Here is a 26,394-nt window from a genome sequence, read left to right on the forward strand (position 1 = left end):
GTGCCTTGTCCGGCAATGGTGTCAGGGTCATCGTAAGGATGGATGTAAACAAAACCCTGCTCGTCCACCAGTTTGAGGGAATAGGCCAGGGCTTCTGGAAAGGAGTCGCCATGCAGCACCACCTGAGCGCCCCGTGAGCGAACGCCTTCGACCTTGATCTCGGGCGTGGTCTTGGGCATGACGATAGTGGCCTTGATGCCCAAGACTTTCGCCGCCAGCGCCAGGCCTTGTGCATGGTTGCCTGCCGAAGCCGTCACCACGCCGCGAGCCAGTTCTTCAGGGCTCAGTTGCGCCAGCTTGTTGTAGGCCCCGCGAATCTTGAACGAGAACACCGGTTGCAGGTCTTCGCGTTTGAGCAATATCTGGTTGGCCAGACGCTCGGAAAGCTGGCGGGCGCCCTGCAACGGGGTTTCCACAGCGACGTCATAGACGCGGGAGGTGAGGATCTTTCGGGCGTAGTGGTTGAGCAGATCGGTCATCGCGTCAACCCCTTGGACAAGGGCAGGATGATCAGCTTCAAAAGCAGGCGAGGGGCGATAGAGCGGTGGATGATGATCATGTCTGACTCCTGGTGCTGAAAGTAGCCCGGGAGACAGAAAAAAACCCGCCTCCAGGGCGGGTTTTTTGCAAACGTCGGCTAACCCGCCATGACTGGAATGACGGTAATAATAATCTGGCCGAAGTTTTGCTTGATTGAGTTCATGAGTCGGAGGTTATGGCGGGAGGCGCTGCCAAGTCAAGGGTGAATTGAGTGCGCTAAATTCCTCTGTGCAGTGCTCGTATTTTTATAAGGCGTAACATTTTTATTCACATTGGCACTTTACTGTGGTGGCTGTGGTCAGTTATTTCAGTGTTTCCACCATGTAATCAATCACGCAAAAGGACTCAAACGATGGACGAATATCAAGAAGAACTGCTGGAATCCCGCGCCTTTGAGCTGGACCCGCTGGAGCCCTCCGACGACGCTACCGAACTGTGAAGGGCGTCAGGCGCTTTGACGCTGGCTGCGGCGAAACTCTCCCGGAGTCTGGCTGTTCCAGCGTTTGAAGGCGCGTTGAAAGGCTTCTGCGGAGGCAAAACCCAACAGATACGCGATCTCGCCGAACGCCAGTTCAGTGTCGCGGATGTAAGTCATCGCCAGATCACGGCGAGTGTCATTGAGGATGGTGCGAAAGCGAGTGCCTTCATCGGCCAGTTTTCGGCGCAGTGTCCAGGTCGGCAGCTTGAGCCGGGCTGCGATTTCCTCCAGATCCGGTTCCCTTCCACCGTTCAATAACGGTCCCAACAACTGAATGATGCGCTCACGCAGGCTGCGGGTGCGGGTCAGCTGTTCCAGTTCCTTTTCACACAATTGCAGCAAGTGGTGCCATGTGCTCGGGCAATGGTCGGGATTGCGCAGCGCCAGGCTGGCCTGATCCAGACGCAATTGGTTGGTCGCCGCGCCAAAGATCACCGGATTGTCGCTCATGACGCTGTAGTCGGCGGCATAGCCGGGCGCTTCGAATTCGATCTCGACCCGCTGAGCGCGCAAAGGGCTAGCGGCCAGGGCAGACAGGTTGCTTATCCAGGCACAGAGGATCGAGTCCACTACGAAGCGGTTATAGGCGTTGTAAGGGCTGATGGAGTAGAAGCGCAGCCAGGCACCTTCTGCATCTTCATGAAAGCTGGACTGACCGCGATAGTTGGAGCCATACAGCGCCTCGAAACGGCTCAGGACCCGCGCCGCTTCCCGCACATTCGGTGCCTGGGCTGCCGTGACGCCCGCCAGCCCGAGCTGACTGAGGCGACTCAGTTGTCCCATGCGCAAGCCCAGTCCCGGTTGCCCGGTGAGCTGGATGGCCGCATACCCGAGGCGCATATAGCGCGGGATCGACAGGCGTGCGCCGGCTTCGCTCAGGCGCGCCGTGTCCAGGCCGTATTGCTCCAGAAGCGGAGCCGGATCATGGCCGAAACTGCGCACGGCATCTCCCAGGCTCTGGATAAAGCCCACTGACAGATCCCCGAGGCGCAGCGTCAAGTCAGGCATGTTCAGAGCCAGATATTGATAAGGCGGGCACCGCTCAGGGCGCTGTTTTCCACCTGTTGCTCGTCGATGATCTGCCCGTTGTCACTGGCAAAGCCTTGTCCTGAGCTGCCCTGATTCCAGAACTGCCCATGGAGGAACACGCTTATCCCGGCCCGGGCGTTACTGTCGGGTTTGCGACCGGTCAGTGTCAGTTGGTGCCAGGCCTCGCCTTCGCTGATCGTTCCGGGCTTGAGGTCGGCGCTAGGGTTTTCACTCTTGTCGCGCAAGCCGCGCCATGAACCGGCCCAACTGCTTTTGCCGGGCACGAAGGCGGGCACTGCAATCAGCTCGGCGCCACTTTCATTCAGGCGTGTGTAACTGGAGGGATACCAGCTGTCACTGCCGATCAGGACGGCCAGACGACCTGCCGGCGTGTCGATGACGTTCAGAGGCGCACGACTTTGTGTTTCGACGTAATCGTGCTGATAGTGGCTCGCAAACAATTGGCGTTGAGGCTGACCGAGCGGCAGGCCGTCGCTGCCAAAGACCAGGCTGCTGTTATACAGATCGCCACTGCCGATGCGCAGTTGACCCTCTTCGACACGGGGCTCCGGCAACACGATGCTGCCTGCCACCAGAGTGACGCCAAACTCCCTGGCCAGACCGCCGAACAGGGTTTGATAGTTCTGCGCCATGCTGCTGGCCTTCATGCGCAGATAGGTATCCTCCAGCCGGTTCTCGCCGGTGGCCTGGACGAAAGCCTTGATGAATTGCAGCGGATTGCTCCAGGGCAGCCAGCTCATGGCGTCATCCCGGTCGCTTGCCTGGAAGAGTTCGTTCTTCTCCCCGGACACGAACAGCCAGGTGCCTACATGCTCCGGCAGAACCACAATGGTCCGGGCATTGATCAGGCCCAGTTCGCGTGCATGTTGCAGATACGCCGCCAGCTTGCGGTGCAGGCGTTGGGGGTTCTGGTAGTCGGTGGGGAACAGCTCGGGTTCGATTCCCAGCAGATTGCCGCGCTCGCCCGGCTGGCCTTCGTTGATGGCCAGATGAATGCGCAGGTCGGACAGGTAATGTCCCTGCGGGCGTTGCTGGGTCCAGAGGCCATAACTGACCAGAGCGGCCATGCTCGCCAGGATGAGGCAGATGCCGAAGAATTTACGCATAAAAGGCTATCAAGGTCCGATCAAGACAGGACACTAGCCTGCCTGCACGTTTGGATCAATAACTTGTCACTTTCGGTCATTGAGCGAGGCGGGTCGGCTCTTTACTGTTTGTGTCATGAACGTGCCATACAACTGGCCCGCAATAGAACAAGCGGACACACAGATGTCCTCGTTTTCCCGTGATGACACTGATGGAGCGACCCCATGACTGCCACGAGCTATCCGCACCTGCTGGCCCCGCTGGACCTGGGTTTCACGACCCTGCGCAACCGGACCCTGATGGGCTCGATGCATACCGGTCTTGAGGAAAAGCCCGGAGGTTTCGAGCGAATGGCGGCGTACTTTGCCGAGCGTGCCCGCGGCGGCGTAGGGCTGATGGTCACCGGTGGTATCGCGCCGAACAAGGAAGGCGGTGTCTACAAGGGCGCTGCAAAACTGACCACCCCTGAAGAAGCCGAGCAACATCGCGTCGTCACTGAGGCGGTGCATGAGGCCGGTGGCAAGATCTGCCTGCAGATCCTGCATGCCGGACGTTACGCCTACAGCCCCGATCAGGTCGCTCCCAGCGCCATCCAGGCACCGATCAACCCGTTCACGCCGCGAGAGCTGGACGAAGAGGGCATCGAAAAGCAGATCCAGGACTTTGTGACCTGCTCGACACTGGCTCAGAGCGCTGGTTATGACGGCGTTGAAGTCATGGGTTCGGAAGGCTATTTCATCAACCAGTTCCTGGTCGCGCAGACCAACCACCGCACCGACCGCTGGGGTGGCAGCTACGAAAACCGCATGCGCCTGCCGGTGGAAATCGTGCGCCGGGTTCGTGAAGCTGTCGGGCCTGAGTTCATCATCATCTTCCGTCTTTCGATGCTGGATCTGGTGGAAGGCGGCAGTACCTGGGAGGAAATCGTGACCCTGGCCAAGGCCATCGAGCAGGCCGGAGCGACCATCATCAACACCGGGATTGGCTGGCATGAAGCACGTATCCCGACCATCGCGACCAAAGTGCCGCGTGGTGCCTTCAGCAAGGTAACGGCCAAGCTGCGCGGTGCCGTAAAGATCCCGCTGATCACCACCAACCGCATCAATACGCCCGAAATCGCCGAGCAGATCCTCAGCGAAGGCGATGCCGACATGGTGTCCATGGCCCGGCCGTTTCTGGCCGACCCGGAGTTCGTCAACAAGGCTGCCGCTGGCCGTGCCGAGGAGATCAATACCTGCATCGGCTGCAACCAGGCCTGCCTGGACCACACCTTTGGCGGCAAGCTCACCAGTTGTCTGGTCAACCCCCGTGCCTGCCATGAAACCGAACTCAATTACCTGCCAGTGCGGCAGGTCAAGAAAGTCGCAGTGGTGGGCGCGGGGCCTGCTGGCCTTGCGGCAGCCAGCGTGGCGGCAGAGCGCGGGCATCAGGTGACGCTGTTCGACTCGGCCAGTGAAATCGGCGGCCAGTTCAATGTTGCCAAGCGCATACCGGGCAAGGAAGAGTTCTATGAAACCTTGCGCTACTTCAAGCACAAGCTGAAAAACACCGGTGTCGAGTTGCGTCTTGAAACACGTGTTGCCGTGCAGGATCTGCTGGATGGCGGTTTCGACGAAGTGCTGCTGGCCACCGGCATCGCGCCTCGTACGCCTGCCATTCCCGGTATCGATCACCCCAAGGTACTGAGCTATCTGGACGTGATCCTGCAACGCAAACCGGTGGGCCATAGCGTGGCAGTGATCGGTGCGGGCGGGATCGGGTTCGATGTGTCGGAGTTTCTGGTTCATCAGGGCGTCTCCACCAGCCAGGATCGTGACGCCTTCTGGAAGGAATGGGGCATCGACACCAGCCTGCAGGCGCGTGGTGGTGTGGCAGGCATCAAGGCTGAGGTCCATGCTCCGGCGCGTCAGGTTTTCCTGTTGCAGCGCAAGGACACCAAGGTCGGCGATGGCCTGGGCAAGACCACCGGCTGGATCCACCGCACCGGCTTGAAAAACAAACAAGTGCAAATGCTCAACAGCGTGCAGTACCTGAAAATCGACGATGCAGGCCTGCATATCCGCATCGGCGAAGGCGAAGAGAAACTGCTGCCGGTGGACAACATCGTCATCTGCGCCGGCCAGGACCCGTTGCGCGAGTTGTATGACGGATTGGTCGCGGCGGGGCAGAGCGTCCACCTGATCGGTGGCGCGGATGTGGCCGCCGAGCTGGATGCCAAGCGAGCGATTGATCAGGGTTCCAGGTTGGCTGCCGAATTGTAGGGGCAATGAAGATCAGTTAAGGCATGCCTCCCACGAATTGTGGCTCACCAGATTTTTGAAATCAGCCTCTTAACTGTCTGGTATTAAACTGCACGAGGTAAACTGCGCGTCATGATCAATGACGCTCTTGCCTGGCAACCCACAGCCCCTCTCGAACTTCTGAGCCTGCCCTGGTTGCAAAAGGCAGGCATTGAAGTTGCGATCCTGCGGCTTGACCTTATCGATCCACTGATCAGCGGCAACAAGTGGTTCAAGCTCACCGAGCATCTGGCTTGTGCTGCTCAGGGTGGAGCAGCGGGTGTCATCAGCCTGGGGGGCGCTCATTCCAATCATTTGCATGCGGTGGCGGCGGCGGGCAGGCGTTTTGGTTTTCCCACGGTTGGCTTGCTACGCGGTCATGAGCAACTGACGCCTACGGTGCTCGATCTGCAAGCCTTCGGGATGCAATTGCACTGGCTGGGTTATGGCGGTTATCGCGCCCGGCATGAAGAGGGGTTCTGGTCGCCCTGGCAGGCGCAGTATCCCGAGCTGTATCCGATCCCGGAAGGTGGTGGCGGCATGCCCGGTGCGCTGGGCTGTGGCCGATTGCTGGACTTGATAAAAGAGCCGTTGCAGTCGCTGGGTTGGGATGATTATCACGGTTGGTGGCTGGCGGCGGGCACCGGGACCACGCTGGCCGGGCTTGTATTGGCGGAGGCGGGAGCTCACCCGGTATATGGCGCGTTGGCAGTGCCGGATGATCATGGAGTCGCCCGGAATGTGTCGGCTCTTGTGGACTCGTCTTCGGGTTATCACCTGCTGGATGCCAGTCGCGGCGGGTTTGCGAAAACCGATGCACATCTGCTGGAGTTTATCGCCGCCAGTGAAGCGCAAAGTGGCATCCCGCTGGAACCGCTCTACACCGGTAAAGCCCTGCTGGCCCTGCACCATGAAGTGGCAGCCGGACGCTTTATTCCGGGCACTCGCCTGATTTTCGTTCACACCGGCGGCCTGCAAGGTCGGCGGGCAATGATGTCCTGAGGACGGGCGTCGTCCCTGACTATGTGGATGACACTTTCAGAGTAAAGCCTTCCATTCACTGTCCTGATAATCGGTCCATTCCCCTCATCAATGGCCGAGGTCAGCATGACAACTACCGTCGTAGAGCAGGTCGATCCTGCGACTCTGAGAAAGGTCATCGTGGCAGCCGCGCTGGGTAACTTTGTCGAATGGTTCGACTTTGCGGTCTATGGCTTTCTCGCGACCACCATCGCCTTGCAATTCTTCCCCAGTACCGACACCAGTGCCGCGCTGCTCAAAACCTTCGCGGTCTTTGCCGTTGCCTTTGCCTTCCGGCCACTGGGCGGGATTTTCTTTGGCATGCTGGGCGACAGGATCGGTCGCAAGCGCACGCTGGCCATTACCATTCTGTTGATGGCGGGTGCCACGACGTTGATTGGCTTGCTGCCCACTTATGCCGCTATCGGCGTGACCGCTCCGATTCTGTTGACCATCATTCGTTGCGCTCAGGGTTTTTCGGCGGGCGGTGAGTATGCCGGGGCCTGTGCCTATCTGATGGAGCATGCGCCTCAGGACCAGCGTGCCTGGTACGGCAGTTTTCTGCCGGTTTCGACTTTCTCGGCCTTTGCTGCCGCCGCCGTGGTGGCCTATGCGCTGGAGGCGTCACTGTCGGCGGAAACCATGGGCAGTTGGGGCTGGCGCCTGCCGTTTCTGATTGCCGCGCCGCTGGGACTGGTCGGTGTGTACCTGCGCTGGAGGCTGGACGAAACCCCGGCGTTCCAGGCGGTGGCACAGGAACATGCGGTGGCCCATTCGCCACTCAGGGAAACCCTGCGCAACCATGGCGCGGCCATCTGCTGCCTGGGGGCGTTCATTTCCCTGACGGCGTTGTCGTTCTATATGTTCACCACTTACTTCGCCACTTACCTGCAAGTGGCGGGAGGCTTGAGTCGGGCCACGGCGTTGCTGGTGTCGCTGATTGCCTTGCTGTTCGCGGCCGCAATCTGTCCGCTGGCCGGTGCTTATTCCGACAAGGTCGGGCGACGCGCAACGGTGGTCACGGCCTGTGTCTTGCTGATGCTGGTAGTGTTTCCGTCTTTCCTGATGGCCAGTTCGGGTTCGTTTGCGGCTTCGATCTTCGGAGTGATGTTGTTGGCCATAGGCGCAGTGTTGTGCGGTGTGGTCACGGCGGCGCTGCTCTCGGAAACCTTCCCGACTCGCACCCGTTACACGGCCTCGGCCATCACCTACAACATGGCCTACACCCTGTTCGGTGGTACTGCGCCGTTGGTGGCGACCTGGTTGATCAGCACCACTGGCAGTAACCTGTCGCCAGCCTTTTATCTGATTGCCGTGGCGGCTCTGGCATTGGTGGGTGGTCTGGCGTTACCAGAGACTTCGAAGATTTCCCTGCATGACGTGGCAGGGCATAGAGAAACGGGCGACCTGGTTCACGAATGAACTCACTGTTGTCTGGAGTTCACTAAGCTCATCGCAAAAGAGCAATAAAAAATGGCACGGATGCCCTGAAAAATGGCAAATTGGCGACCCCGTCTCGATATGACACATTTTGTAATATCAGAATGAGGGTATTCCAAAACCATTTTTACGGATGAAATGTATGGCGATCAGCGCTCAGCCCGGCACTCCCGCCGCTTCGACGACTCCGCAGAGCAGCCCACTGGTGATGCGCATTATCGGCGCGGTTGCCCTGGCGCATTTGATCAACGACTTGATCCAGGCCATCCTGCCGTCGATCTACCCGATGCTCAAGGCCAGTTACGATTTGAGCTTCACCCAGATCGGTCTGATTACCCTGACCTTCCAGATCACGGCCTCGCTGCTGCAACCCTGGGTCGGTTATTACACCGACCGGCATCCCAACCCGCTGGTGCTGCCTCTGGGTTCGATCTGTACCCTGATCGGTATTGTGATGCTGTCGATGGTGGGCAGTTTTCCGCTGATCCTGTTGGCATCGGCGCTTATCGGCATCGGTTCATCGACCTTTCACCCTGAAGCTTCGCGTATTGCACGGCTGGCTTCGGGTGGGCGTTTCGGGCTGGCGCAATCGACCTTCCAGGTCGGCGGCAATACCGGTTCGGCGTTCGGCCCGTTGCTGGCGGCTGCAATCATCATTCCGTTCGGTCAGGGCAATGTGGCCTGGATCGGTTTGTTCGCCCTGTTTTCCCTTGGTTTGTTGTACGCCATCAGCCGCTGGTATCGGGCGCACCTGAACCTGTTCAAACTCAAGGCCGGGCAGGCGGCGACACACGGTCTGTCGCGACGCCGGGTGATTGTATCGCTGGGCATATTGGCGTTTCTGGTGTTCTCCAAGTTCTTCTACATGACCAGCCTCACCAGCTACTTCACCTTCTACCTGATCGAGAAGTTCGACCTGTCGGTGGCCAGCTCGCAACTGCATCTGTTCCTGTTCCTGGGCGCAGTGGCGGCGGGTACGTTCTTTGGTGGCCCGATTGGCGACAAGATCGGCCGCAAGAAAGTGATCTGGTTTTCGATTCTGGGCGCTGCGCCTTTCACCCTGGCGCTGCCTTATGCCGATCTGTTCTGGACCAGTGTGCTGAGTGTCATCATCGGTTTCATCCTGGCGTCGGCGTTTTCCGCCATCGTTGTTTATGCGCAGGAGCTGGTGCCGGGCAATGTGGGCATGATTGCCGGCATCTTCTTTGGCCTGATGTTCGGCTTTGGCGGGATCGGTGCGGCGTTGCTTGGTTATCTGGCCGATAGCCACGGCATTCTGTATGTCTACAACCTGTGCTCGTACCTGCCGTTGCTTGGCATCATGACTATCTTCCTGCCCAAGACCAAGTGATCAGGCGGAAGGTGTCGAGGCGGTCACTGAACTGAGCGTGTTGCTGGTGTCGGCCAGATTCGGCCACATGTCCGATACCAGAAACAGTCGCTCGGCTTCTTCCCACTCGCCCTGCGGGTTTTGATTCAGGCGCACCAGCAGTTGCGCCGGAGCCAGTGGGTTGAGCTGGTTCAGCCAGTCCTGCAATTGCTCATGGCTCCAGGCCTCTATGTAATGCGCCGGAGCCAGCCAGGCATGACGGGGCAAAGGTTGCCAGCGGCCTGCCGGGCTTTGTGCGATGAACTCTTCCCAGTCCCGTTGATGCAGCCAGCGTCCCTTGAGATGCTGGCTATGGGCACCTGCGGGTGAGCGGGCCTGTCCCGGCCAGGGATAAAGCAGATAGCCACCCAGCCACAGCTGGGCAGTGAAGGCTTCAATGCCCAGCGCCGACAGCGTAGCCCGGCTTTCCGGGCGTGCGGACATCGGCAGTTGATGCTGGCTCAGGTGGGTGAGCTTGCGGTCCAGCCGGTCATGGCATCCCGGGCCGAGCCATTGCGCCGCGTCGCTGCCGTCGCCGTCCTGCGGCCCGAGGTAGAGTTTGATGGCCAGCTCCACATGATGTACGCCATCGCGATCACGCAGCAGCATGTCCAGCTCGCCCAGGGTGTGGCCTTCCAGACGAATCGGCAGGTTGGCGGCGATGATCTCTACACCCGGTGCATGATGCACCGCAAACTGCCAGAGCCGCTCGTAGTAAAGCCCCAGCCTGCGTGTGGCGCTGAGCGACAGCCAGTGTTCCAGCGGGCTGCTGTCCCGATCCAGTTGATACAGGAAGTCTGCCAGTTGATCGGTGTGCTGTACCCAGTCGCTGCCAGTCAACGGATGACGTTGCGGCCATGGCGTTGCATCGAGCATGGGCGGCGCGAGGATGACCCAGGCCAGGTCGCGCACCTCTGGATGGCGCAACTGGCGGGGCAGGTCGATCAGGTCGGGAAATAGAGTCATTCACCGAGAATAGCCCCCATCCCTCCGTAGGAGCGAATTCATTCGCGAAGGGCCGATGCATCCGGCAGAAATATGTCGCCTGGAATGGCCTCTCGCGAATGAATTCGCTCCCACGGGATTGTGCATACATTGCCGCTACCCGGCCCTTTCGCCCATAATCCCTTTCTTTAAAGCCGTATCGAACCCGCAGCAGGAGCCCCATGGAGCAATTTCGCAATATCGGCATCATCGGTCGTCTGGGCAGTGTCCAGGTGCTCGATACCGTTCGCCGACTCAAGAGATTCCTGTTGGACCGGCATCTGCACGTCATTCTGGAAGACACCATCGCTGAAGTGCTGCCCGGCCACGGTCTGCAGACCTCGTCGCGCAAGATGCTCGGTGAAGTCTGCGACATGGTGATTGTGGTAGGCGGCGACGGCAGTCTGCTGGGGGCTGCGCGGGCGCTGGCCAAGCACAATGTTCCGGTACTGGGCATCAACCGTGGCAGCCTGGGCTTTCTCACCGATATCCGTCCTGACGAGCTGGAGGTCAAAGTCGCTGAAGTGCTGGAAGGCCACTATCTGGTGGAGAACCGCTTCCTGCTTCAGGCCGAAGTCCGCCGCCATGGCGAAGCCATCGGTCAGGGCGATGCGCTCAACGATGTGGTGCTGCACCCTGGCAAGTCCACGCGGATGATCGAATTCGAGATCTACATCGATGGCCAGTTCGTCTGCAGCCAGAAGGCCGACGGCCTGATCGTTGCCACGCCCACCGGTTCGACCGCCTACGCGCTGTCGGCGGGCGGGCCGATCATGCATCCCAAGCTCGACGCAATCGTCATCGTGCCCATGTACCCGCACACGCTGTCCGGTCGCCCGATAGTGGTCGACGGCAACAGCGAGCTGAAAATCGTGGTGTCCAAGGACATGACCATCTATCCCCAGGTGTCCTGTGATGGCCAGAATCATTTCACCTGCGCACCGGGCGATACCATTACCGTCAGCAAGAAATCCCAGAAACTGCGCCTGATTCATCCGCTGGATCACAACTATTACGAAGTCTGCCGCACCAAGCTCGGCTGGGGCAGCAGACTCGGCGCCGGAGGAGACTGATGCTTGATCCTGCGCGTGGCTACGATCTGATCGGTGACGTGCACGGTTGTGCTCATACCCTTGAGCACTTGCTGGAGTTGCTCGGTTACCGTTTCCAGGCGGGCGTCTGGCGTCACCCTGAACGCAAGGTGATTTTCCTGGGCGATATCATCGATCGCGGCCCGCGGATTCGTGAGGCGCTGCATATCGTGCGCGATATGGTCCAGGCAGGTCAGGCCTATTGCATCATGGGCAACCATGAATTCAATGCGCTGGGCTGGGTGACACCGGCCTTGCCTGAAGGCAGCCAGCGCTTCGTGCGTGAACACACGCCGCGTCATGCGCGACTGATCGGCGAGACGCTGGCGCAGTTCGAGCAATATCCGGCGGAGTGGAGCGAGTTTGTCCAGTGGTTCTACGAGCTGCCTTTGTACATCGATGCCGGCCGTTTCCGTGTGGTTCACGCCTGCTGGGACCCGAGCCTGATCGAACCGTTGCGCGGTCTTCATGGCAATGGCTGCATCGACAAGCATTTCGTCCAGGCTTCGGCGGTACCGGGCAGTTTTGCCAGCGGCGTTTTCAACCGCCTGCTGCGCGGCACCGACATGCGCCTGCCCCATGGCCTGACCCTGACCGGCGGCGATGGCCTGTCCCGTGCCTTCTTCCGCACCAAATTCTGGGAAGACGACCCGCAGACGTATGGCGATGTGGTGTTCCAGCCCGACGCCCTGCCTGAAGGCGTGGCCAAGACGCCGCTGTCCACTTCGGAAAAGAACGCCCTGTTGCGCTATGGCATCGACGAGCCGTTACTGTTCGTCGGCCATTACTGGCGCAGCGGCATACCGGCACCGATTCGCCCGAACCTGGCCTGCCTGGATTACAGCGCCGTGCTCTACGGCAAACTGGTCGCTTATCGACTGGATCAGGAAACACAGATCGATCCGGGCAAGTTCGTCTGGGTCGATGTGCAGCGCCCCGAGGTTTCCCAATGAGTCCCGTTGCCGTTCTGCGATTGCCCCTGAGTACCGATCTGACGGGGTTCATCAGCCTTCTGCAGCGCCTGGGCGTGCCCCATCGGGTCAGTGAGGAAGCAGGCGAGCAAGTGCTCTGGGTGCCTGAAGTCGGGCAATTGCCCGAAGAGGTGCGCAACTTGTACACACGTTTTCCCGAGGGGGACGATTCCTACGAATTGCCGCCCGCAGCTGCCGTGACCCAAGTGAAGCGCCCAAGCTTCGCTCAGCAGTTGAGCAACAGTCCAGTCACCGCCCTTGTACTGCTGGCCACCCTGATCGTTGCCGGATTCACCTTGTTGGGCGATGACCTCGATACCGTGCGCTGGCTGACGTTCCTGGACTTTCAGGTCCAGGGCGAATACGCGATGTTCACGCCCCTTGCCGACAGTCTGGCGGCAGGGCAGTGGTGGCGGATCGTTACCCCGATGTTCATCCACTTCGGCATCCTGCATCTGTCCATGAACGGGCTGTGGTACTGGGAGCTGGGACGGCGCATCGAACTGCGCCAGGGGCGCTGGCATCTGCTGGGTCTGACGTTGCTGTTCGCTGCGGTTTCCAACTCGGTTCAATATGTTTTCGGTGGCCCGAGCCTGTTTGGCGGGTTATCGGGTGTTCTTTACGGGCTGCTGGGCCATTGCTGGATTTTCCAGTGGCTGGCGCCCAACCCGATCTATCGTATGCCTCGTGGCGTGCTGATCATGATGCTGGTCTGGCTGGTGCTGTGCCTGTCCGGGCTGGTGAGCCTGCTGGGTTTTGGCGATATCGCCAACGGTGCCCACGTCGGCGGCCTCGTCATTGGTTGTTTTACAGGTCTTGTGGGTGGTGCCATTGCCCGCCGCAGCGCCTAGAATTACCCCCTATTTTCTGGAGTACGGCATGTCCTCTTTTGTTGAAATGATTGAAAACATCACCCCGGACATCTATGAGAGCCTGAAGCTGGCCGTGGAAATCGGTAAATGGTCCGATGGCCGCAAGCTCACTCAGGAGCAGCGTGAGTTGTCCTTGCAGGCATTGATCGCCTGGGAAGCGCAGAACCTGCCGGAAGAGCAGCGCATCGGTTACATGGGCCCGCAGGAATGTGCATCCAAGTCCGAGCCGGTGGCCAATATCCTGTTCAAGTCGGATGCCATCCATTGATCGAGATTGGTCGCGGAGCAGTCAACAAAATGTCGGCGCGTCAGAATGATGCGTCGTTCGTGCAATATGCGTTTCGGCTGGGCGATGAGGAAATCCCCGTCAACCCGCTGATCGGCAAGACGGTGCGCCTGGAATACCTGGGTGCCATCCATTGCAGCCATTGCGGTCGCAAGACCAAATCCAGCTACAGCCAGGGCTATTGCTACCCGTGCATGCTCAAGCTGGCCCAGTGCGACGTGTGCATCATGAGCCCGGAGAAGTGCCATCACGAGCACGGCACCTGCCGGGACCCGTCCTGGGGCGAGCAGTTCTGCATGACCGACCATATCGTCTATCTCGCCAATTCATCGGGCGTGAAGGTCGGTATCACTCGGGCCACCCAGTTGCCGACCCGCTGGCTGGATCAGGGCGCAAGCCAGGCCTTGCCGATCCTGCGTGTGGCAACCCGGCAGCAGTCCGGTTTCGTCGAAGACCTGCTGCGCAGTCAGGTTGCGGACCGCACCAACTGGCGCGCCTTGCTCAAGGGCGATGCTCAGCCTGTGGATCTCAAGGCCATTCGCCAGGAACTGTTCGACAGTTGCGCTGCCGGATTACAGGAGTTGCAAGGCCGATTCGGCCTGCAGGCCATCCAGTTGCTGCATGACGCCGAACCTGCGGAGTTCCGGTATCCGGTCGAGGCTTATCCGACCAAGATCGTCAGCTTCAACCTGGACAAGAACCCGATTGCCGAGGGCACGCTGTTGGGGATCAAGGGCCAATACCTGATTTTCGATACCGGCGTGATCAATATTCGCAAGTACACGGCCTATCAACTGGCCGTGCATCAGTAATAAGGACTCCAGTATGCGTACTGAACAACCGAAAATGATTTACCTGAAAGACTATCAGGCGCCTGAGTACCTCATTGACGAAACGCATCTGACATTCGAGCTGTTCGACGACCATTCCCTGGTGCATGCACAACTGGTCATGCGTCGTAACCCGGAACGTGGCGCAGGCCTGCCGCCGCTGGTGCTGGACGGTCAGCTTCTGGAGCTTGTGTCGCTGCAACTGGATGATATCGAACTGAGTCCTGCCGATTACGAACTGACGCCCGATCATCTGACGCTGCACCCCAAGGGCGAGCGTTTCACGGTCGACAGCACCGTGCGCATCCACCCGGAAACCAATACCGCGCTGGAAGGCCTGTACAAATCCAGTGGCATGTTCTGTACCCAGTGCGAGGCCGAAGGCTTCCGCAAGATCACCTATTACCTCGACCGCCCGGACGTGATGAGCAAGTTCACCACGACCCTGAGCGCCGACAAGCATGACTTCCCGGTGCTGCTGTCCAACGGCAACCCGATTGCCAGCGGCCAGGAAGACGACGGTCGGCACTGGGCGACCTGGGAAGACCCGTTCATGAAACCGGCGTACCTGTTCGCGCTGGTGGCCGGTGATCTGTGGTGCGTCGAAGACACCTTCACCACCATGAGCGAACGTGTCGTGACCCTGCGCATCTACGTCGAGCCGGAAAACATCGACAAGTGCCAGCACGCCATGGACAGCCTCAAGAAGTCCATGCGCTGGGACGAAGAAACCTACGGTCGCGAGTACGACCTGGATATCTTCATGATCGTGGCCGTCAACGACTTCAACATGGGCGCCATGGAGAACAAGGGCCTCAATATCTTCAACTCCAGCGCCGTGCTGGCCCGTGCCGAAACCGCCACCGACGCCGCTCACCAGCGTGTCGAAGCGATTGTGGCCCACGAGTATTTCCACAACTGGTCGGGTAACCGCGTGACCTGCCGCGACTGGTTCCAGCTGTCGCTCAAGGAAGGCTTCACGGTGTTCCGCGACTCCGGCTTCTCGGCGGACATGAACTCGGCCACGGTCAAGCGCATTCAGGATGTCGCTTACCTGCGCACTCACCAGTTCGCCGAAGATGCCGGTCCCATGGCACATGCCGTGCGCCCGGACAGCTTTATCGAGATTTCCAACTTCTACACCCTGACCGTCTACGAAAAGGGCTCCGAAGTCGTGGGCATGATCCACACCCTGCTGGGCGCCGGAGGCTTCCGCAAGGGCAGTGACCTGTACTTCGAGCGCCACGATGGCCAGGCCGTGACCTGTGACGATTTCATCAAGGCCATGGAAGACGCCAATGGCGTTGACCTGACCCAGTTCAAGCGCTGGTACAGCCAGGCCGGTACGCCGCGTCTGGCGGTCAGCGAGTCCTACGACAGCACGGCACGCACCTACAGCCTGACTTTCCGCCAGAGCTGCCCGCAAACGCCGGACAAACAGGAAAAGCTGCCGTTCGTGATTCCGGTCGCGCTGGGCCTGCTGGACAAGCAGGGTGGCGAGGTTGCCCTGCGTCTGTCCGGCGACGCCGCCGCCAGCGGGACTTCCCGCGTGTTGTCTGTGACTGAAGCCGAGCAGACGTTTACCTTCGTCGATATCGCGGAAAAACCGCTGCCGTCCCTGCTGCGTGGCTTCTCGGCTCCGGTCAAACTCAGCTTCCCTTACGACCGCGACCAGTTGATGTTCCTGATGCAGCACGACAGCGATGGCTTCAATCGCTGGGAGGCAGGCCAGCAGCTGTCGGTGCAGGTGCTGCAAGAGTTGATCGCGCAGCATCAGCAAGGTCAGCCACTGGTTCTGGATCAGCGTCTGGTCACGGCGCTGGGCACCGTACTGGCGGACGAGCAACTGGATCAGGCCATGGTCGCGGAAATGCTGTCGCTGCCGGGTGAGGCGTACCTCACTGAAATCAGCGAAGTGGCCGATGTCGATGCCATTCATGCAGCCCGCGAGTTTGCGCGTCAGCAGATTGCCGACAGCCTGTTCGATGCGCTGTGGTCGCGTTATCAGGCCAATCGCAGCCTGTCGAAAACCACGCCTTACATCGCCGAAGCCGAGCATTTCGCCCGTCGCAGCCTGCAGAACATTGCGCTGTCGTACCTGATGCTCAGCGCCAGACCGCAGGTTCTGGAGGCGGCCATCGAGCAGTTCGATGCCGCTGACAACATGACCGAGCGCCTGACGGCGCTGGCGGTGCTGGTCAACTCGCCCTTTACCGAAGAGCGCGCCAAGGCGCTGGCGGTGTTTGCCGAAAACTTCAAAGGCAACCCGCTGGTCATGGATCAGTGGTTCAGCGTCCAGGCGGGCAGCACCCAACCGGGTGGACTGCAACGGGTCAAGGAGCTGATGCAGCATCCGGCGTTCAACATCAAGAACCCCAACAAGGTCCGCGCCCTGATCGGTGCTTTCGCCGGCCAGAACCTGATCAACTTCCATGCGGCAGATGGCTCCGGCTATCGCTTCCTGGCGGATCTGGTGATCGAACTCAACGGCTTCAACCCGCAGATCGCTTCGCGCCAACTGGCACCGCTGACTCGCTGGCGCAAGTACGACAGCGCCCGTCAGGCGTTGATGAAGGCTGAGCTTGAGCGCATTCGCAGCTCCGGCGAGCTGTCGGCCGATGTGTTCGAGGTGGTGAGCAAAAGCCTGGCGGTATAAGGCTTGATGCCACATTGAGTGCGTTATTCGCACTCTGAAAAAAGGTGCTGTTCGCGGTGGCGGGCAGTACCTTTTTTACGTTTGGAGCCTTATCGTTTTCGGCCTGAAAAATTATCACATGTGATTCGTATCCATCCGTGATGGCATCTGCTACGTTGCGCACCTGATCCAAGGTGAAACACAGGGGACGCCAATGCCTCGTAAAACCAAAGGCGACAGTTCAGCACTCCCGGCCAAGGTGTCAAAGAGTTCTACCGATTACATGCGTGAAATGCGTCTGCGACTCAAGGAAGCGGGTCTGGTCAAGCGTGAATTCTGGATCCGCCCCGAAAACGTCGATGCGTTGCGCGGCATCGAAAAAGCGCTAAGGCAGCCCTTTCTGGGCGAGAGAATCAAATTGGAGGATTTCATGACCGAGAACACCCACTGGACCATCAGCTCCCTGCAGAAGTCTCTGGCCGAACTGGATCTGGTCACTCAAGGTGAAATTGAGCTGGCCGTGACCGAAGGTGCCGAGGCTGGCATCCGGTTGACCATGAAAGGCTATGGCGACCTGCCAATCTACATCGCGGTGGCCGGTGAGCAGATCCTGGCCGATGCCACGCTGATCGAAGTGAGCAACATCAAGGATGTGGCCGCGTTCAACAATGTCGTCCTGCGCAGCCGCGACCTGTTTCCCCTGTCGTCGGTGGGTATCGAAACCCTGGCTGACGACCAGGAAGTCTATTGCCTGTTTGGCGCACTGAGCGCCGCATCGTCCCTCACGGTGATTGTTCAGGAAATCTTCACCCTCGCGGACAATGTGATCCGTGCGGCCGAAGCTTTCGATGACCATTTCATCCGCTGAACAGTCCTGTCAGGAGCAAAGAATTCATGACCACAAGTATCTGGAAGAAACTGGTGACTGCCGTTCGTGGCGGCGCTTCCGAAGTCGGCGAGTCGATTGTCGATGCCAATGCCATCCGCATTCTGGACCAGGAAATCCGTGACGCCGAAAGCGCGCTGGTCAAGGCCCGCGACGGTCTGATCACCATCAAGGCCAAGCACAAGCTGTCCGCTCAGCGCCTTGAAGAACACGCCACCAGCATCGCCAACTGGGAAGGCCGTGCTTTGCAGGCGCTGAACAAGGGCGAGGAGTCCCTGGCTGTGGAATGCGCGGCCAAGGTTGCGGAAATCGAAGCCCAACGCGATCAGGAACAGGAACTGGCCGACCAGTTCAACAAGCAGGTCAACTTGCTGCAGGATCAGGTGCTCAAGGCAGAGTCGCGAATCAAGGCCCTCAAGCAGCAGGTCGAAATGGCCAAGGCGCGTGAAACCGTGCAAAAGGCGCGTGTCGCAACGGCCAATGCTACCGGTGGTGCCAGCGGCGCGGTGGAAAATGCAGTGAGTTCTCTGGCACGCCTGAAACAGCGTCAGGATGAGCAGGACGCCAAGCTGGAAGCGGCTGAAGAACTGGCCAGCCAGTCCAATGGCAGCGACCTTGAGCGCCGTCTGCAAGACGCCGGCATCGGTGCCAGGAATGGCGGTGCCGAAGATGTGCTGGCACGCCTGAAAGCCCGGAATCAGACTCCGGCCCAGTAAGTCGTCTGGAAGGGGATGGCCGACCAAGGCCATCCCGTGCCTTTGCCGGGGCTGTATGGAAGTGAACGCTGACTCAAGGATTTGATCGGATGACCCTGTTTCTGTTGCTTCGGCGTCACGCATCGGTGTTCTTCAACCGGTTCGGCTGGGCTGGCATCGGTATGTTGCTGGTCGTGCATTACGCCGTTTCATGGTTGCTGTTGACGCTGGCCAGCGAGGAGCACCTGCTCCAGGGCGCGGACTTCACCTATTTCTACCTGACCACCGCCACCACGGTCGGCTACGGCGATCTTTCGCCCAAATCCGGCTGGGGCAAGGTCATCACTACCACCTGGATCATGCTGGGCGGTATCGCCTTGCTGACCGCTGTGATCGGCAAGGCATCGACTTCGGTCGGTGATATCTGGAGAAGAAACATGAAGGGACAGGGCGATTGCTCTGCACTCAAGGGTCATACGGTTCTGGTGGGCTGGGATGGCGAGTCCAGCGAACGTATCGTCGAACTGCTCGATCAGGACGCTTCGACCAGTGGCGGAGGGCTGGTGATCTGCGATTCGCTCATCGCAGAAAACCCCATGCCGGGCCGTGCATCCTTCATCAAGGGCGATTCGCTGGATTCACCTGCGCTGTTGCTCCGTGCAGGCGTCATCGGTGCCCAGCGGATTCTGGTGCATACCCAGTCCGACAGCCTGACCCTGGCCATTGTGCTGACGCTCAAGAGCCTGGGACCATCGGGCCATGTCGTGGCTCACTTCAATAATTCCGAACGGGCGGCGCTGGCCAGAACCTATGCCCCCGAACTGGAATGCACGTCGAACATGGCTATTGAAATGCTGGTTCGTTCCTCCCAGGATCCGGGCTCCAGCAGCGTGATCAACGAACTGCTGTGCGTTGGCCAGGGCGCAACGCAATTCCGGCATGTGCTGCCTGCCGATTTCACGTCCTCTTGCGGCGAGCTGTATGTGCGTCTGCGCCAGGAATTCAATGCCACGCTGATCGGCTATCGCTCGTCTGCCAGCGGGCAGTTCGAGATCAATCCTGCCAATGATGTGTCCATCCGCGGCGGGGAAATTTTCTACATCGCTTCCAGCCGATTGCAGGGAGATGCGCTATGAGTTGGTTCAAACGTGTCATGGGGCTGGAGGCACCCAAGGCGTCCGGTAACGCCAGCAGGCCGAGCACCCCGTTTGGTCTGGCTTCAGGGCGCATGCTGTGCCTGGATTCGTCGCTGAAAATGCTGCTCGACGGTCACTCCGAAGTGGTTGTGCCGGGCGATGAAAAGGTCTGGGCCGTGGGCCGTATCGACCTGGGCCAGTCGATGTCCATCCATCGTTTCTATCTGGATAACGAGGATTACTTCCTGCAAGTGGTCAGCAATGGTCCCGCTCCGGAAGATGCCCAGGACATCATTCTGTTCGGTTATTTCAGTGCTTCGACCATTGCCAGCAAGGATGAATTACTGCGCCTGACCGGCCCGTCCTCGAAGATCGGCCTGCCGACCTATGAGCACGACGGTGAAGTGTTCGAGCGTCAGTGGGGAACCGAAACCGGCCAGACCGAGCTGACGCCCATGGATGAAGATGTGAGCAGCCCCGACGGCGGCTATCGCATCAAGCACCTGAGCATGCTGTACGCCCGTGAAACGGGCTTGATCAACCGACGGGAATTTCTGCTGTTTTCGGTAGAAGAAGACGAAGAGGGTGTCATCACCCTGACAACGGCGGTTGGCGTAACCCTGCAATCCACTGATATCAACGTTCTATGACAAGGAAATCCTCATGATCGACGCGCTGCGTATGTCGCTCAACGCCACTGCCGTGTTTGGTTTCATCATGTACATCCTGGTGGCAGCGATTCTGTTCGCCCTGTTCCAGTTCATCTACAGCCGCGTCACGCCGCACAAGGAATTTGCCCTGATCCGCGAGAACAACGTCGCGGCGGCTCTGGCACTGGGCGGTTCGCTGGTCGGTTTCGCGTTGCCAGCCAGCAATATCATCACTTACAGCGTCGGCATTCTGGATGTGATCGTCTGGGTGGTGATTGCTGCCGTGGTGCAACTGTTGGCGTTCGGGGTGACCAGCCTGGTGCTCAAGGGCCTTTCGGCGCGCATTGTCAGAGGCGAGACGGCAGCGGCCATCTACTCGGCCAGTGTCGCCATCAGCGTCGGTCTGCTCAACGCGGCCTGCATGACCCCTTCGGTCTGACAGCGGCTACGGTCAAGGAGACTCACGATGAGACGCAGTACTACAAAACTTGTGCTCGCCAGTACGCTTCCTCTCGCCATGTCGGCGTGCAGCCAGGCTGACGATATACCGGAATTTACCGCGCAGACCAACTTCAACTCGGTCCAGGCCTGTGTCGATTCCAAGGTGCCGGTGGATGTGTGCTCTGACGCCTACATGCAGGCTTTGTCGGATCACCGCAGCATTGCCCCGACCTATGATGACAAGGCTTCCTGTGAGACTGATTTCGTCCCGGACTACTGCCAGGTCACGTCCGAAGGCAAATACATGCCCAAGATGGGCGGATTCGAGCTGGCGTTTTCCGGCAATGTACCGAAAGACACCCTCGCCAGGGTGCATCAGGAAGTCGCCCAGGCTAACCCTGGTGGCAGCGAAGGCCTGCTCACAGGCTTGCTGATCGGTAACCTGCTCAGCAGCGGTTTTGGCAGTAACCGCTACTATTCGCAGCCCGTGTATCAGGCGCGCGACGACCGTGGCAGTTTCTACATGTCGTCCTTGCCGGCACAGATCGATCGTGGCAAGACCTTTGGCGGTTCGACTCAGGCCCGGACCAGCCCGGCCAAGAGTTACAGCCGCACTACGCTGGGACGCAGCCTGGAGAGCACTCCAAGATCCACAGTCTCTTCGACCATCTCAAAGTCCTCGGTATCTTCGACTATCTCCCGTGGCGGTTTTGGCAGTGAGGCTACGGCGCGCAGCGGTTGGGGCAGCAAAAGCAGCACTAGCGCCAGCAAGAGCAGCAGCTTCAGTTTTGGCGGTTAAGGGATTGGCCCGATGAAAAAGATCAGCGTCCAGGAACGCCCGGACTGGCAAAACACCGCAGAGCGTGAGGGGTTCAACTTCCACACTATCGAGGGTGAACGCTACTGGGACGAGCGCGGGTATTACCTGTTCACCGAACAGCAGATCACCCGCGATCTTGAAGCGCCGACCCAGGAGCTTCACCAGATGTGCCTGGATGCTGTGTCGCGGATCGTGGACAGCGAAGAACTGCTGGAGCAACTGGCGATTCCCGAGGCGTTCTTCGACCTGATCCGCAGTTCATGGAAGCAGGGTCATCCGCATCTGTACGGGCGTTTCGACTTTGCCTACGACGGCACCGGGCCGGCAAAGATGTACGAGATCAATGCCGATACGCCCACCAGCCTGATGGAAGCCGGGGCGTTTCAGTTGCTTTGGCTCGAAGAACAGATGGCGCGGGGCGTGCTGCCGGCTCACGCCACTCAGTTCAACTCCATTGCAGAAGACGTTGTGCGGGCCTTTGCCGAATTTCCACGCACCAGCCCGTTCTACTTTTCGTCGATGTCCGGTTCGATCGAGGATCGGGGCACCACGGACTTTCTGCGCCGCATGGCGGCCCATGTCGGTATCGATGCGCGGCATATCGATATCGAAGATATCGGGCTCACGAGCGAAGGTCGTTTCGTGGACATGGAAGGGCACTGGATCGAGCGGCTGTTCAAGCTGCATGCCTGGGAGCATATCTTTCACGAGCCGTTCGGCCAGTACGTGGCGACCAGTGGCACTCAGTTCGTAGAGCCTGCGTGGAAGGCGATCCTCAGCAACAAGGGCATATTGCCGCTGTTGTGGCAGTTCAATGAGGGCCATCCCAACCTGCTGCCGGCCCATATCGACCGCAACCCTGAAAAGCCTGTCCCCAAAGGCTGGGTTCGCAAGCCGTATTTCTCCCGCGAGGGCGCCAATATCGAGATGCGCACACCGGGCGATCAGGTGATTGCCGTCGACGGGCCTTACACCGATGCTCCTTACATCCTGCAAGCCTATTCGCCACTGCCGAAATTCGACGACAGCTACACCCTGATCGGCTCCTGGGTGATCGGTGACCTGGCATCGGGGATCGGCATTCGCGAAGACGAAAGCCTGATCACCAAGGACTCCAGCCGGTTTTTGCCCCATGTCGTGATTGACTGATACCTCACCACCTGTAGGAGCGAATTCATTCGCGAAAGGCCACTGAACCCATTCGCGAATGAATTCCTACCGGCGCTTAACAAAAGATAACGACTTGTCGATTGTCACGGATTTGAAAAGCCGACTAGGATGTGACTGCTTCCAAAAGGGTAAGGCTAGAGCGTTCCGGCCTACAGAAAACACCTGATAACAATAACGGGAGAAGTCCATGAGTGAGCCCTTCATCCGGCGCACCCGATCATCCGCGGGCCTGTCCCTGGCGCTTTGCATTGCGCTTCTGACATCAGCAACTGTTTCACAGGCCGCTTCCGATCCTGCAAAACCTTCCGCAGACGCTACCTATTCCATCGAATCCGCCAAGGCCGCACGTGGCCTGTTGCTGGACGTGGCCCATGCCGGTGCGCGGCTGGTGGTGGTTGGCGATCACGGTCATATTCTCTACTCCGACGATCAGGGCAAGAGCTGGGTCCAGGCCAAGGTGCCGACCCGCCAATTGCTGACGGCGGTGTACTTTGTCGATGAACAGCACGGCTGGGCCGTCGGCCATGATGCCCAGGTGCTTGCCAGCAGCGACGGTGGCAAGAACTGGAGCAAGCAGTTCGAGGACCTCAAGCGCGAGGCACCTTTGCTGGATGTCTGGTTCAAGGACCTGAATAACGGTTTTGCCGTAGGGGCCTATGGCGCATTGTTGACCACCACCGATGGTGGCAAGCATTGGGAAGATGTCAGCGACCGGCTCGATAACGAAGACCAGTTTCACCTCAACAGCATTGCTCAGGTCAAGGACGCTGGCCTCTTCATTGTCGGTGAAGCGGGCAGCATGTTCCGTTCCGGCGATGACGGCCAGAGCTGGGAAAAGCTCGAAGGTCCTTATCAAGGTTCATTGTTCGGCGTGACCGGCACCGCCCAGTCCTCGACGCTATTGGCCTATGGCCTGCGGGGTAATCTGTTCCGCTCCACCGATTTTGGCGATACGTGGGAAACCATCTCCCTGAATGCAGCCCGCGGGCCGCTGGAGTTCGGTCTGGCCAATGCCACCTTGCTGGCCGATGGTTCTCTGATTCTGGTGGGCAATGGCGGCAGCGTCATGCGCAGCACCGATGATGGCCAGACCTTTGAGGTATTCAACCGCCCCGACCGTATTTCACTGGCCGGCGTGACCACCAATGACCGAGGCAATCTGATTCTGGTAGGGCAGGGAGGCGTGCGCGTCGCCTCGCCTACGGGTGCCGAGACGACCCAACAATAAGAACCTTCAGGGCGGGGACATTCAGGCATGACCAACCTTCATCACGAACAGCAGCACAAAGGCGACAAGGCAACGTTTCTTGAACGCCTGATCTTCAACAATCGCCCGACGGTGATCCTGCTGTGTCTGCTGACCAGCATCTTTCTGTTCTGGCAGGCGCTGCAGGTCCGGCCGTCCACCAGTTTCGAGAAAATGATCCCGCTGGATCATCCGTTCATCCAGAACATGATGGCGCACCGTAACGACCTGGCGAACCTGGGCAATACCGTGCGCATTTCCGTCGAAGCACTGGATGGCGACATCTTCTCCAAGGGCTACATGGAAACCCTGCGCGAGATCAACGACGAGGTGTTCTACATCTCGGGCGTCGACCGCTCGGGCCTCAAGTCGCTGTGGAGCCCCAGCGTTCGCTGGACCGAAGTGACCGAAGAGGGCTTTGCCGGTGGCGAAGTCATCCCCCAGAGCTATGACGGCTCGGACAAGAGCCTCGATCAGTTGCGCAATAACGTGCTCAAGTCCGGGCAGGTAGGGCGGCTGGTTGCCAACGACTTCAAGTCCAGCATCATCGATGTGCCGCTGATGGAGTCCTACCCGGACCCGGCGGATCAGGGCAAGTTGCTTGCACTGGATTACCAGCAGTTCTCCCATCAGCTCGAAGAAAAGATCCGCGACAAGTATCAGGCGCAGAACCCCAACATCAAGATCCATATCGTCGGCTTTGCCAAGAAGGTCGGTGACCTGATAGACGGCCTGTTCATGGTGGTGATGTTCTTTGGCATCGCCTTTGTGATTACCCTGGTCTTGCTGATCTGGTTCACCCGCTGTATCCGCAGCACCATCGCCGTATTGAGCACCACGCTGATTGCCGTGATCTGGCAGCTCGGGCTGATGCATGTGGTGGGTTTTGGTATCGATCCGTATTCGATGCTGGTGCCGTTCCTGATTTTTGCCATCGGTATTTCCCATGGCGTGCAGAAGATCAACGGCATCGCGCTGCAATCCAGCGATGCGGACAATGCCCTGACCGCTGCGCGGCGGACTTTCCGCCAGTTGTTCCTGCCGGGGATGATTGCGATTCTGGCCGATGCCGTGGGCTTCATTACCCTGCTGATCATCGATATCGGCGTGATCCGCGAACTGGCCATCGGTGCGTCCATCGGTGTGGCAGTGATCGTGTTCACCAACCTGATTCTGCTGCCTGTGGCGATTTCCTATGTCGGCATCAGCAAAAGAGCAGTGGTGCGCAGCAAGCAGGATGCGGTGTCCGAGCATCCGTTCTGGCGTCTGCTGTCGAACTTTGCCAGTCCGAAAGTCGCCCCGGTTTCCATCGTCCTGGCGCTGCTGGCCTTCGGTGGCGGCCTCTGGTACAGCCAGAATCTGAAGATCGGCGACCTGGATCAGGGCGCTCCCGAGCTGCGCCCCGACTCGCGCTATAACCAGGACAACAATTTCATCATCAGCCACTACTCCACCAGTTCGGACGTGCTGGTGGTGATGGTCAAGACCCCGCGTGAGGGCTGCTCGGCCTACCCAACCATGTCGGCCATCAATGAGCTGGCCTGGAAGATGGAAAATACACCGGGCGTGCAGTCGGCCATATCTCTGGTGACTGTGTCCAAGCAGGTCATCAAGGGCATGAACGAGGGCAACCTGAAATGGGAATCCCTGTCGCGCAACAAGGACGTGCTCAACAGCTCCATCGCCCGTGCCGACGGCCTGTACAACAACGATTGCTCCCTGGCACCGCTGCTGGTGTTCCTCAACGATCACAAGGCCGAAACCCTGGACCGCGCCGTACATGCGGTGCAGGACTTTGCCAAGGAGAACAACACGCCGGACCTGCAATTCCTGCTGGCAGCCGGTAACGCCGGGATCGAGGCCGCGACCAACGAAGTGATCAAGCAGTCCGAGCTGATTATCCTGATCCTGGTTTATATCTGTGTCGCGGCCATGTGCATGATCACCTTCCGTTCCTGGGCGGCGACGCTGTGTATCGTCCTGCCGCTGGTGCTGACCTCGGTGCTGGGGAATGCGCTGATGGCGTTCATGGGTATTGGCGTCAAGGTCGCGACCTTGCCGGTGGTGGCGCTGGGCGTAGGGATAGGTGTCGATTACGGCATTTATATCTACAGCCGCCTGGAGAGTTTCCTGCGTGCGGGCTTGCCATTGCAGGAAGCCTATTACGAAACCCTTAAATCCACGGGCAAGGCGGTGCTGTTCACAGGGCTGTGTCTGGCCATCGGCGTGTGCACCTGGATCTTCTCGGCAATCAAGTTCCAGGCGGATATGGGCCTGATGCTGACCTTCATGCTGTTGTGGAACATGTTCGGCGCACTATGGCTGCTGCCAGCGCTGGCGCGGTTCCTGATCAAGCCTGAGAAAATGGCCGGGAAGGTGGGGAATTCGTTGTTTTCCCATTAAATCGTTTCGCGAAAGA

The 26,394-nt window shown here is 59.2% G+C and carries 23 protein-coding genes; 19 read left to right on the plus strand and 4 right to left on the minus strand.

What is annotated here, in order from left to right:
• The 3 genes from K5D32_RS10640 to K5D32_RS10650 all read right to left on the minus strand — a co-directional run.
• A partial coding sequence (locus tag K5D32_RS10640; RefSeq protein WP_409372866.1) for a pyridoxal-phosphate dependent enzyme occupies positions 1-479 on the minus strand: 479 nt, incomplete at its 3' end.
• Positions 480-985: 506 nt separating this feature from the next.
• Complete coding sequence (locus tag K5D32_RS10645) at positions 986-2,026, minus strand: AraC family transcriptional regulator (RefSeq protein ID WP_221594137.1); 1,041 nt, start codon at positions 2,024-2,026, stop codon at positions 986-988.
• A 2-nt stretch (positions 2,027-2,028) separates the two neighbouring features.
• A complete protein-coding gene (locus K5D32_RS10650) occupies positions 2,029-3,174 on the minus strand; it encodes a nitrilase-related carbon-nitrogen hydrolase (RefSeq protein ID WP_221600201.1) in 1,146 nt (381 codons plus the stop codon).
• A 204-nt stretch (positions 3,175-3,378) separates the two neighbouring features.
• Here K5D32_RS10650 and K5D32_RS10655 point away from each other — a divergent pair, with 204 nt between their 5' ends.
• From K5D32_RS10655 to K5D32_RS10670, 4 genes are all read left to right on the plus strand, one after another.
• Positions 3,379-5,415 carry an NADPH-dependent 2,4-dienoyl-CoA reductase gene (locus tag K5D32_RS10655; RefSeq protein ID WP_221600203.1) on the plus strand — a complete coding sequence of 679 codons (2,037 nt, stop codon included), beginning with the start codon at positions 3,379-3,381 and terminating at the stop codon, positions 5,413-5,415.
• Between the two features lie 111 nt (positions 5,416-5,526).
• On the plus strand, positions 5,527-6,435 hold the full coding sequence (locus tag K5D32_RS10660) for a 1-aminocyclopropane-1-carboxylate deaminase/D-cysteine desulfhydrase (protein WP_221600205.1): 909 nt from the start codon (positions 5,527-5,529) through the stop codon (positions 6,433-6,435).
• A gap of 105 nt (positions 6,436-6,540) precedes the next feature.
• The gene (locus tag K5D32_RS10665; RefSeq protein WP_221575634.1) at positions 6,541-7,875 is read left to right on the plus strand and encodes an MFS transporter; all 1,335 of its coding nucleotides are present in this window, start codon (positions 6,541-6,543) and stop codon (positions 7,873-7,875) included.
• A gap of 160 nt (positions 7,876-8,035) precedes the next feature.
• On the plus strand, positions 8,036-9,244 hold the full coding sequence (locus tag K5D32_RS10670; RefSeq protein ID WP_221575635.1) for an MFS transporter: 1,209 nt from the start codon (positions 8,036-8,038) through the stop codon (positions 9,242-9,244).
• Here K5D32_RS10670 and K5D32_RS10675 read toward each other — a convergent pair whose 3' ends face one another.
• Positions 9,245-10,228 carry a DUF1853 family protein gene (locus K5D32_RS10675; RefSeq protein ID WP_221600207.1) on the minus strand — a complete coding sequence of 328 codons (984 nt, stop codon included), beginning with the start codon at positions 10,226-10,228 and terminating at the stop codon, positions 9,245-9,247. It abuts the gene before it with no gap.
• 200 nt (positions 10,229-10,428) lie between these two features.
• Between K5D32_RS10675 and K5D32_RS10680 the strand changes: the two genes are divergently transcribed.
• The 15 genes from K5D32_RS10680 to K5D32_RS10750 all read left to right on the plus strand — a co-directional run bounded on the left by K5D32_RS10680 (position 10,429) and on the right by K5D32_RS10750 (position 26,378).
• Positions 10,429-11,319, plus strand: a complete 891-nt coding sequence (locus tag K5D32_RS10680) for an NAD(+) kinase (protein WP_025260972.1) — start codon at positions 10,429-10,431, stop codon at positions 11,317-11,319.
• A complete protein-coding gene (locus K5D32_RS10685) occupies positions 11,319-12,290 on the plus strand; it encodes a metallophosphoesterase (protein ID WP_221575637.1) in 972 nt (323 codons plus the stop codon). The genes K5D32_RS10680 and K5D32_RS10685 overlap by 1 nt, the downstream gene beginning before the upstream one ends.
• Entirely contained in the window at positions 12,287-13,159 is an 873-nt protein-coding gene (locus K5D32_RS10690) for a rhomboid family intramembrane serine protease (protein WP_221600209.1), read from the plus strand. Before K5D32_RS10685 ends, K5D32_RS10690 begins: the two co-directional genes overlap by 4 nt.
• A 28-nt stretch (positions 13,160-13,187) precedes the next feature.
• Positions 13,188-13,448, plus strand: coding sequence for a YeaC family protein (locus tag K5D32_RS10695; protein ID WP_221575639.1), 261 nt, complete (start codon positions 13,188-13,190; stop codon positions 13,446-13,448).
• On the plus strand, positions 13,445-14,278 hold the full coding sequence (locus K5D32_RS10700) for a DUF2797 domain-containing protein (RefSeq protein ID WP_221600211.1): 834 nt from the start codon (positions 13,445-13,447) through the stop codon (positions 14,276-14,278). Before K5D32_RS10695 ends, K5D32_RS10700 begins: the two co-directional genes overlap by 4 nt.
• A gap of 13 nt (positions 14,279-14,291) precedes the next feature.
• Entirely contained in the window at positions 14,292-16,952 is a 2,661-nt protein-coding gene (pepN, locus tag K5D32_RS10705; RefSeq protein WP_221600213.1) for an aminopeptidase N, read from the plus strand.
• Between the two features lie 193 nt (positions 16,953-17,145).
• Positions 17,146-17,799, plus strand: coding sequence for a YjfI family protein (locus K5D32_RS10710; RefSeq protein ID WP_221575641.1), 654 nt, complete (start codon positions 17,146-17,148; stop codon positions 17,797-17,799).
• Between the two features lie 26 nt (positions 17,800-17,825).
• A complete protein-coding gene (locus K5D32_RS10715) occupies positions 17,826-18,533 on the plus strand; it encodes a PspA/IM30 family protein (RefSeq protein WP_221575642.1) in 708 nt (235 codons plus the stop codon).
• Positions 18,534-18,622: 89 nt separating this feature from the next.
• On the plus strand, positions 18,623-19,648 hold the full coding sequence (locus tag K5D32_RS10720; RefSeq protein ID WP_221600215.1) for an ion channel: 1,026 nt from the start codon (positions 18,623-18,625) through the stop codon (positions 19,646-19,648).
• The gene (locus K5D32_RS10725; RefSeq protein WP_221600217.1) at positions 19,645-20,298 is read left to right on the plus strand and encodes a YjfK family protein; all 654 of its coding nucleotides are present in this window, start codon (positions 19,645-19,647) and stop codon (positions 20,296-20,298) included. Before K5D32_RS10720 ends, K5D32_RS10725 begins: the two co-directional genes overlap by 4 nt.
• Before the next feature lie 13 nt (positions 20,299-20,311).
• The gene (locus K5D32_RS10730) at positions 20,312-20,737 is read left to right on the plus strand and encodes a DUF350 domain-containing protein (protein WP_221575645.1); all 426 of its coding nucleotides are present in this window, start codon (positions 20,312-20,314) and stop codon (positions 20,735-20,737) included.
• Positions 20,738-20,764: 27 nt separating this feature from the next.
• On the plus strand, positions 20,765-21,538 hold the full coding sequence (locus tag K5D32_RS10735; protein WP_221594145.1) for a DUF1190 domain-containing protein: 774 nt from the start codon (positions 20,765-20,767) through the stop codon (positions 21,536-21,538).
• 12 nt (positions 21,539-21,550) lie between these two features.
• Positions 21,551-22,708, plus strand: a complete 1,158-nt coding sequence (locus K5D32_RS10740; RefSeq protein WP_221600219.1) for a glutathionylspermidine synthase family protein — start codon at positions 21,551-21,553, stop codon at positions 22,706-22,708.
• 208 nt (positions 22,709-22,916) lie between these two features.
• Complete coding sequence (locus K5D32_RS10745) at positions 22,917-23,957, plus strand: YCF48-related protein (RefSeq protein ID WP_221600221.1); 1,041 nt, start codon at positions 22,917-22,919, stop codon at positions 23,955-23,957.
• Positions 23,958-23,984: 27 nt separating this feature from the next.
• A complete protein-coding gene (locus K5D32_RS10750) occupies positions 23,985-26,378 on the plus strand; it encodes an RND family transporter (protein WP_200992428.1) in 2,394 nt (797 codons plus the stop codon).
• Positions 26,379-26,394 lie beyond the last annotated feature (16 nt).

It is taken from the genome of Pseudomonas cichorii, assembly GCF_019719005.1.
Lineage (GTDB): Bacteria > Pseudomonadota > Gammaproteobacteria > Pseudomonadales > Pseudomonadaceae > Aquipseudomonas > Aquipseudomonas cichorii_E.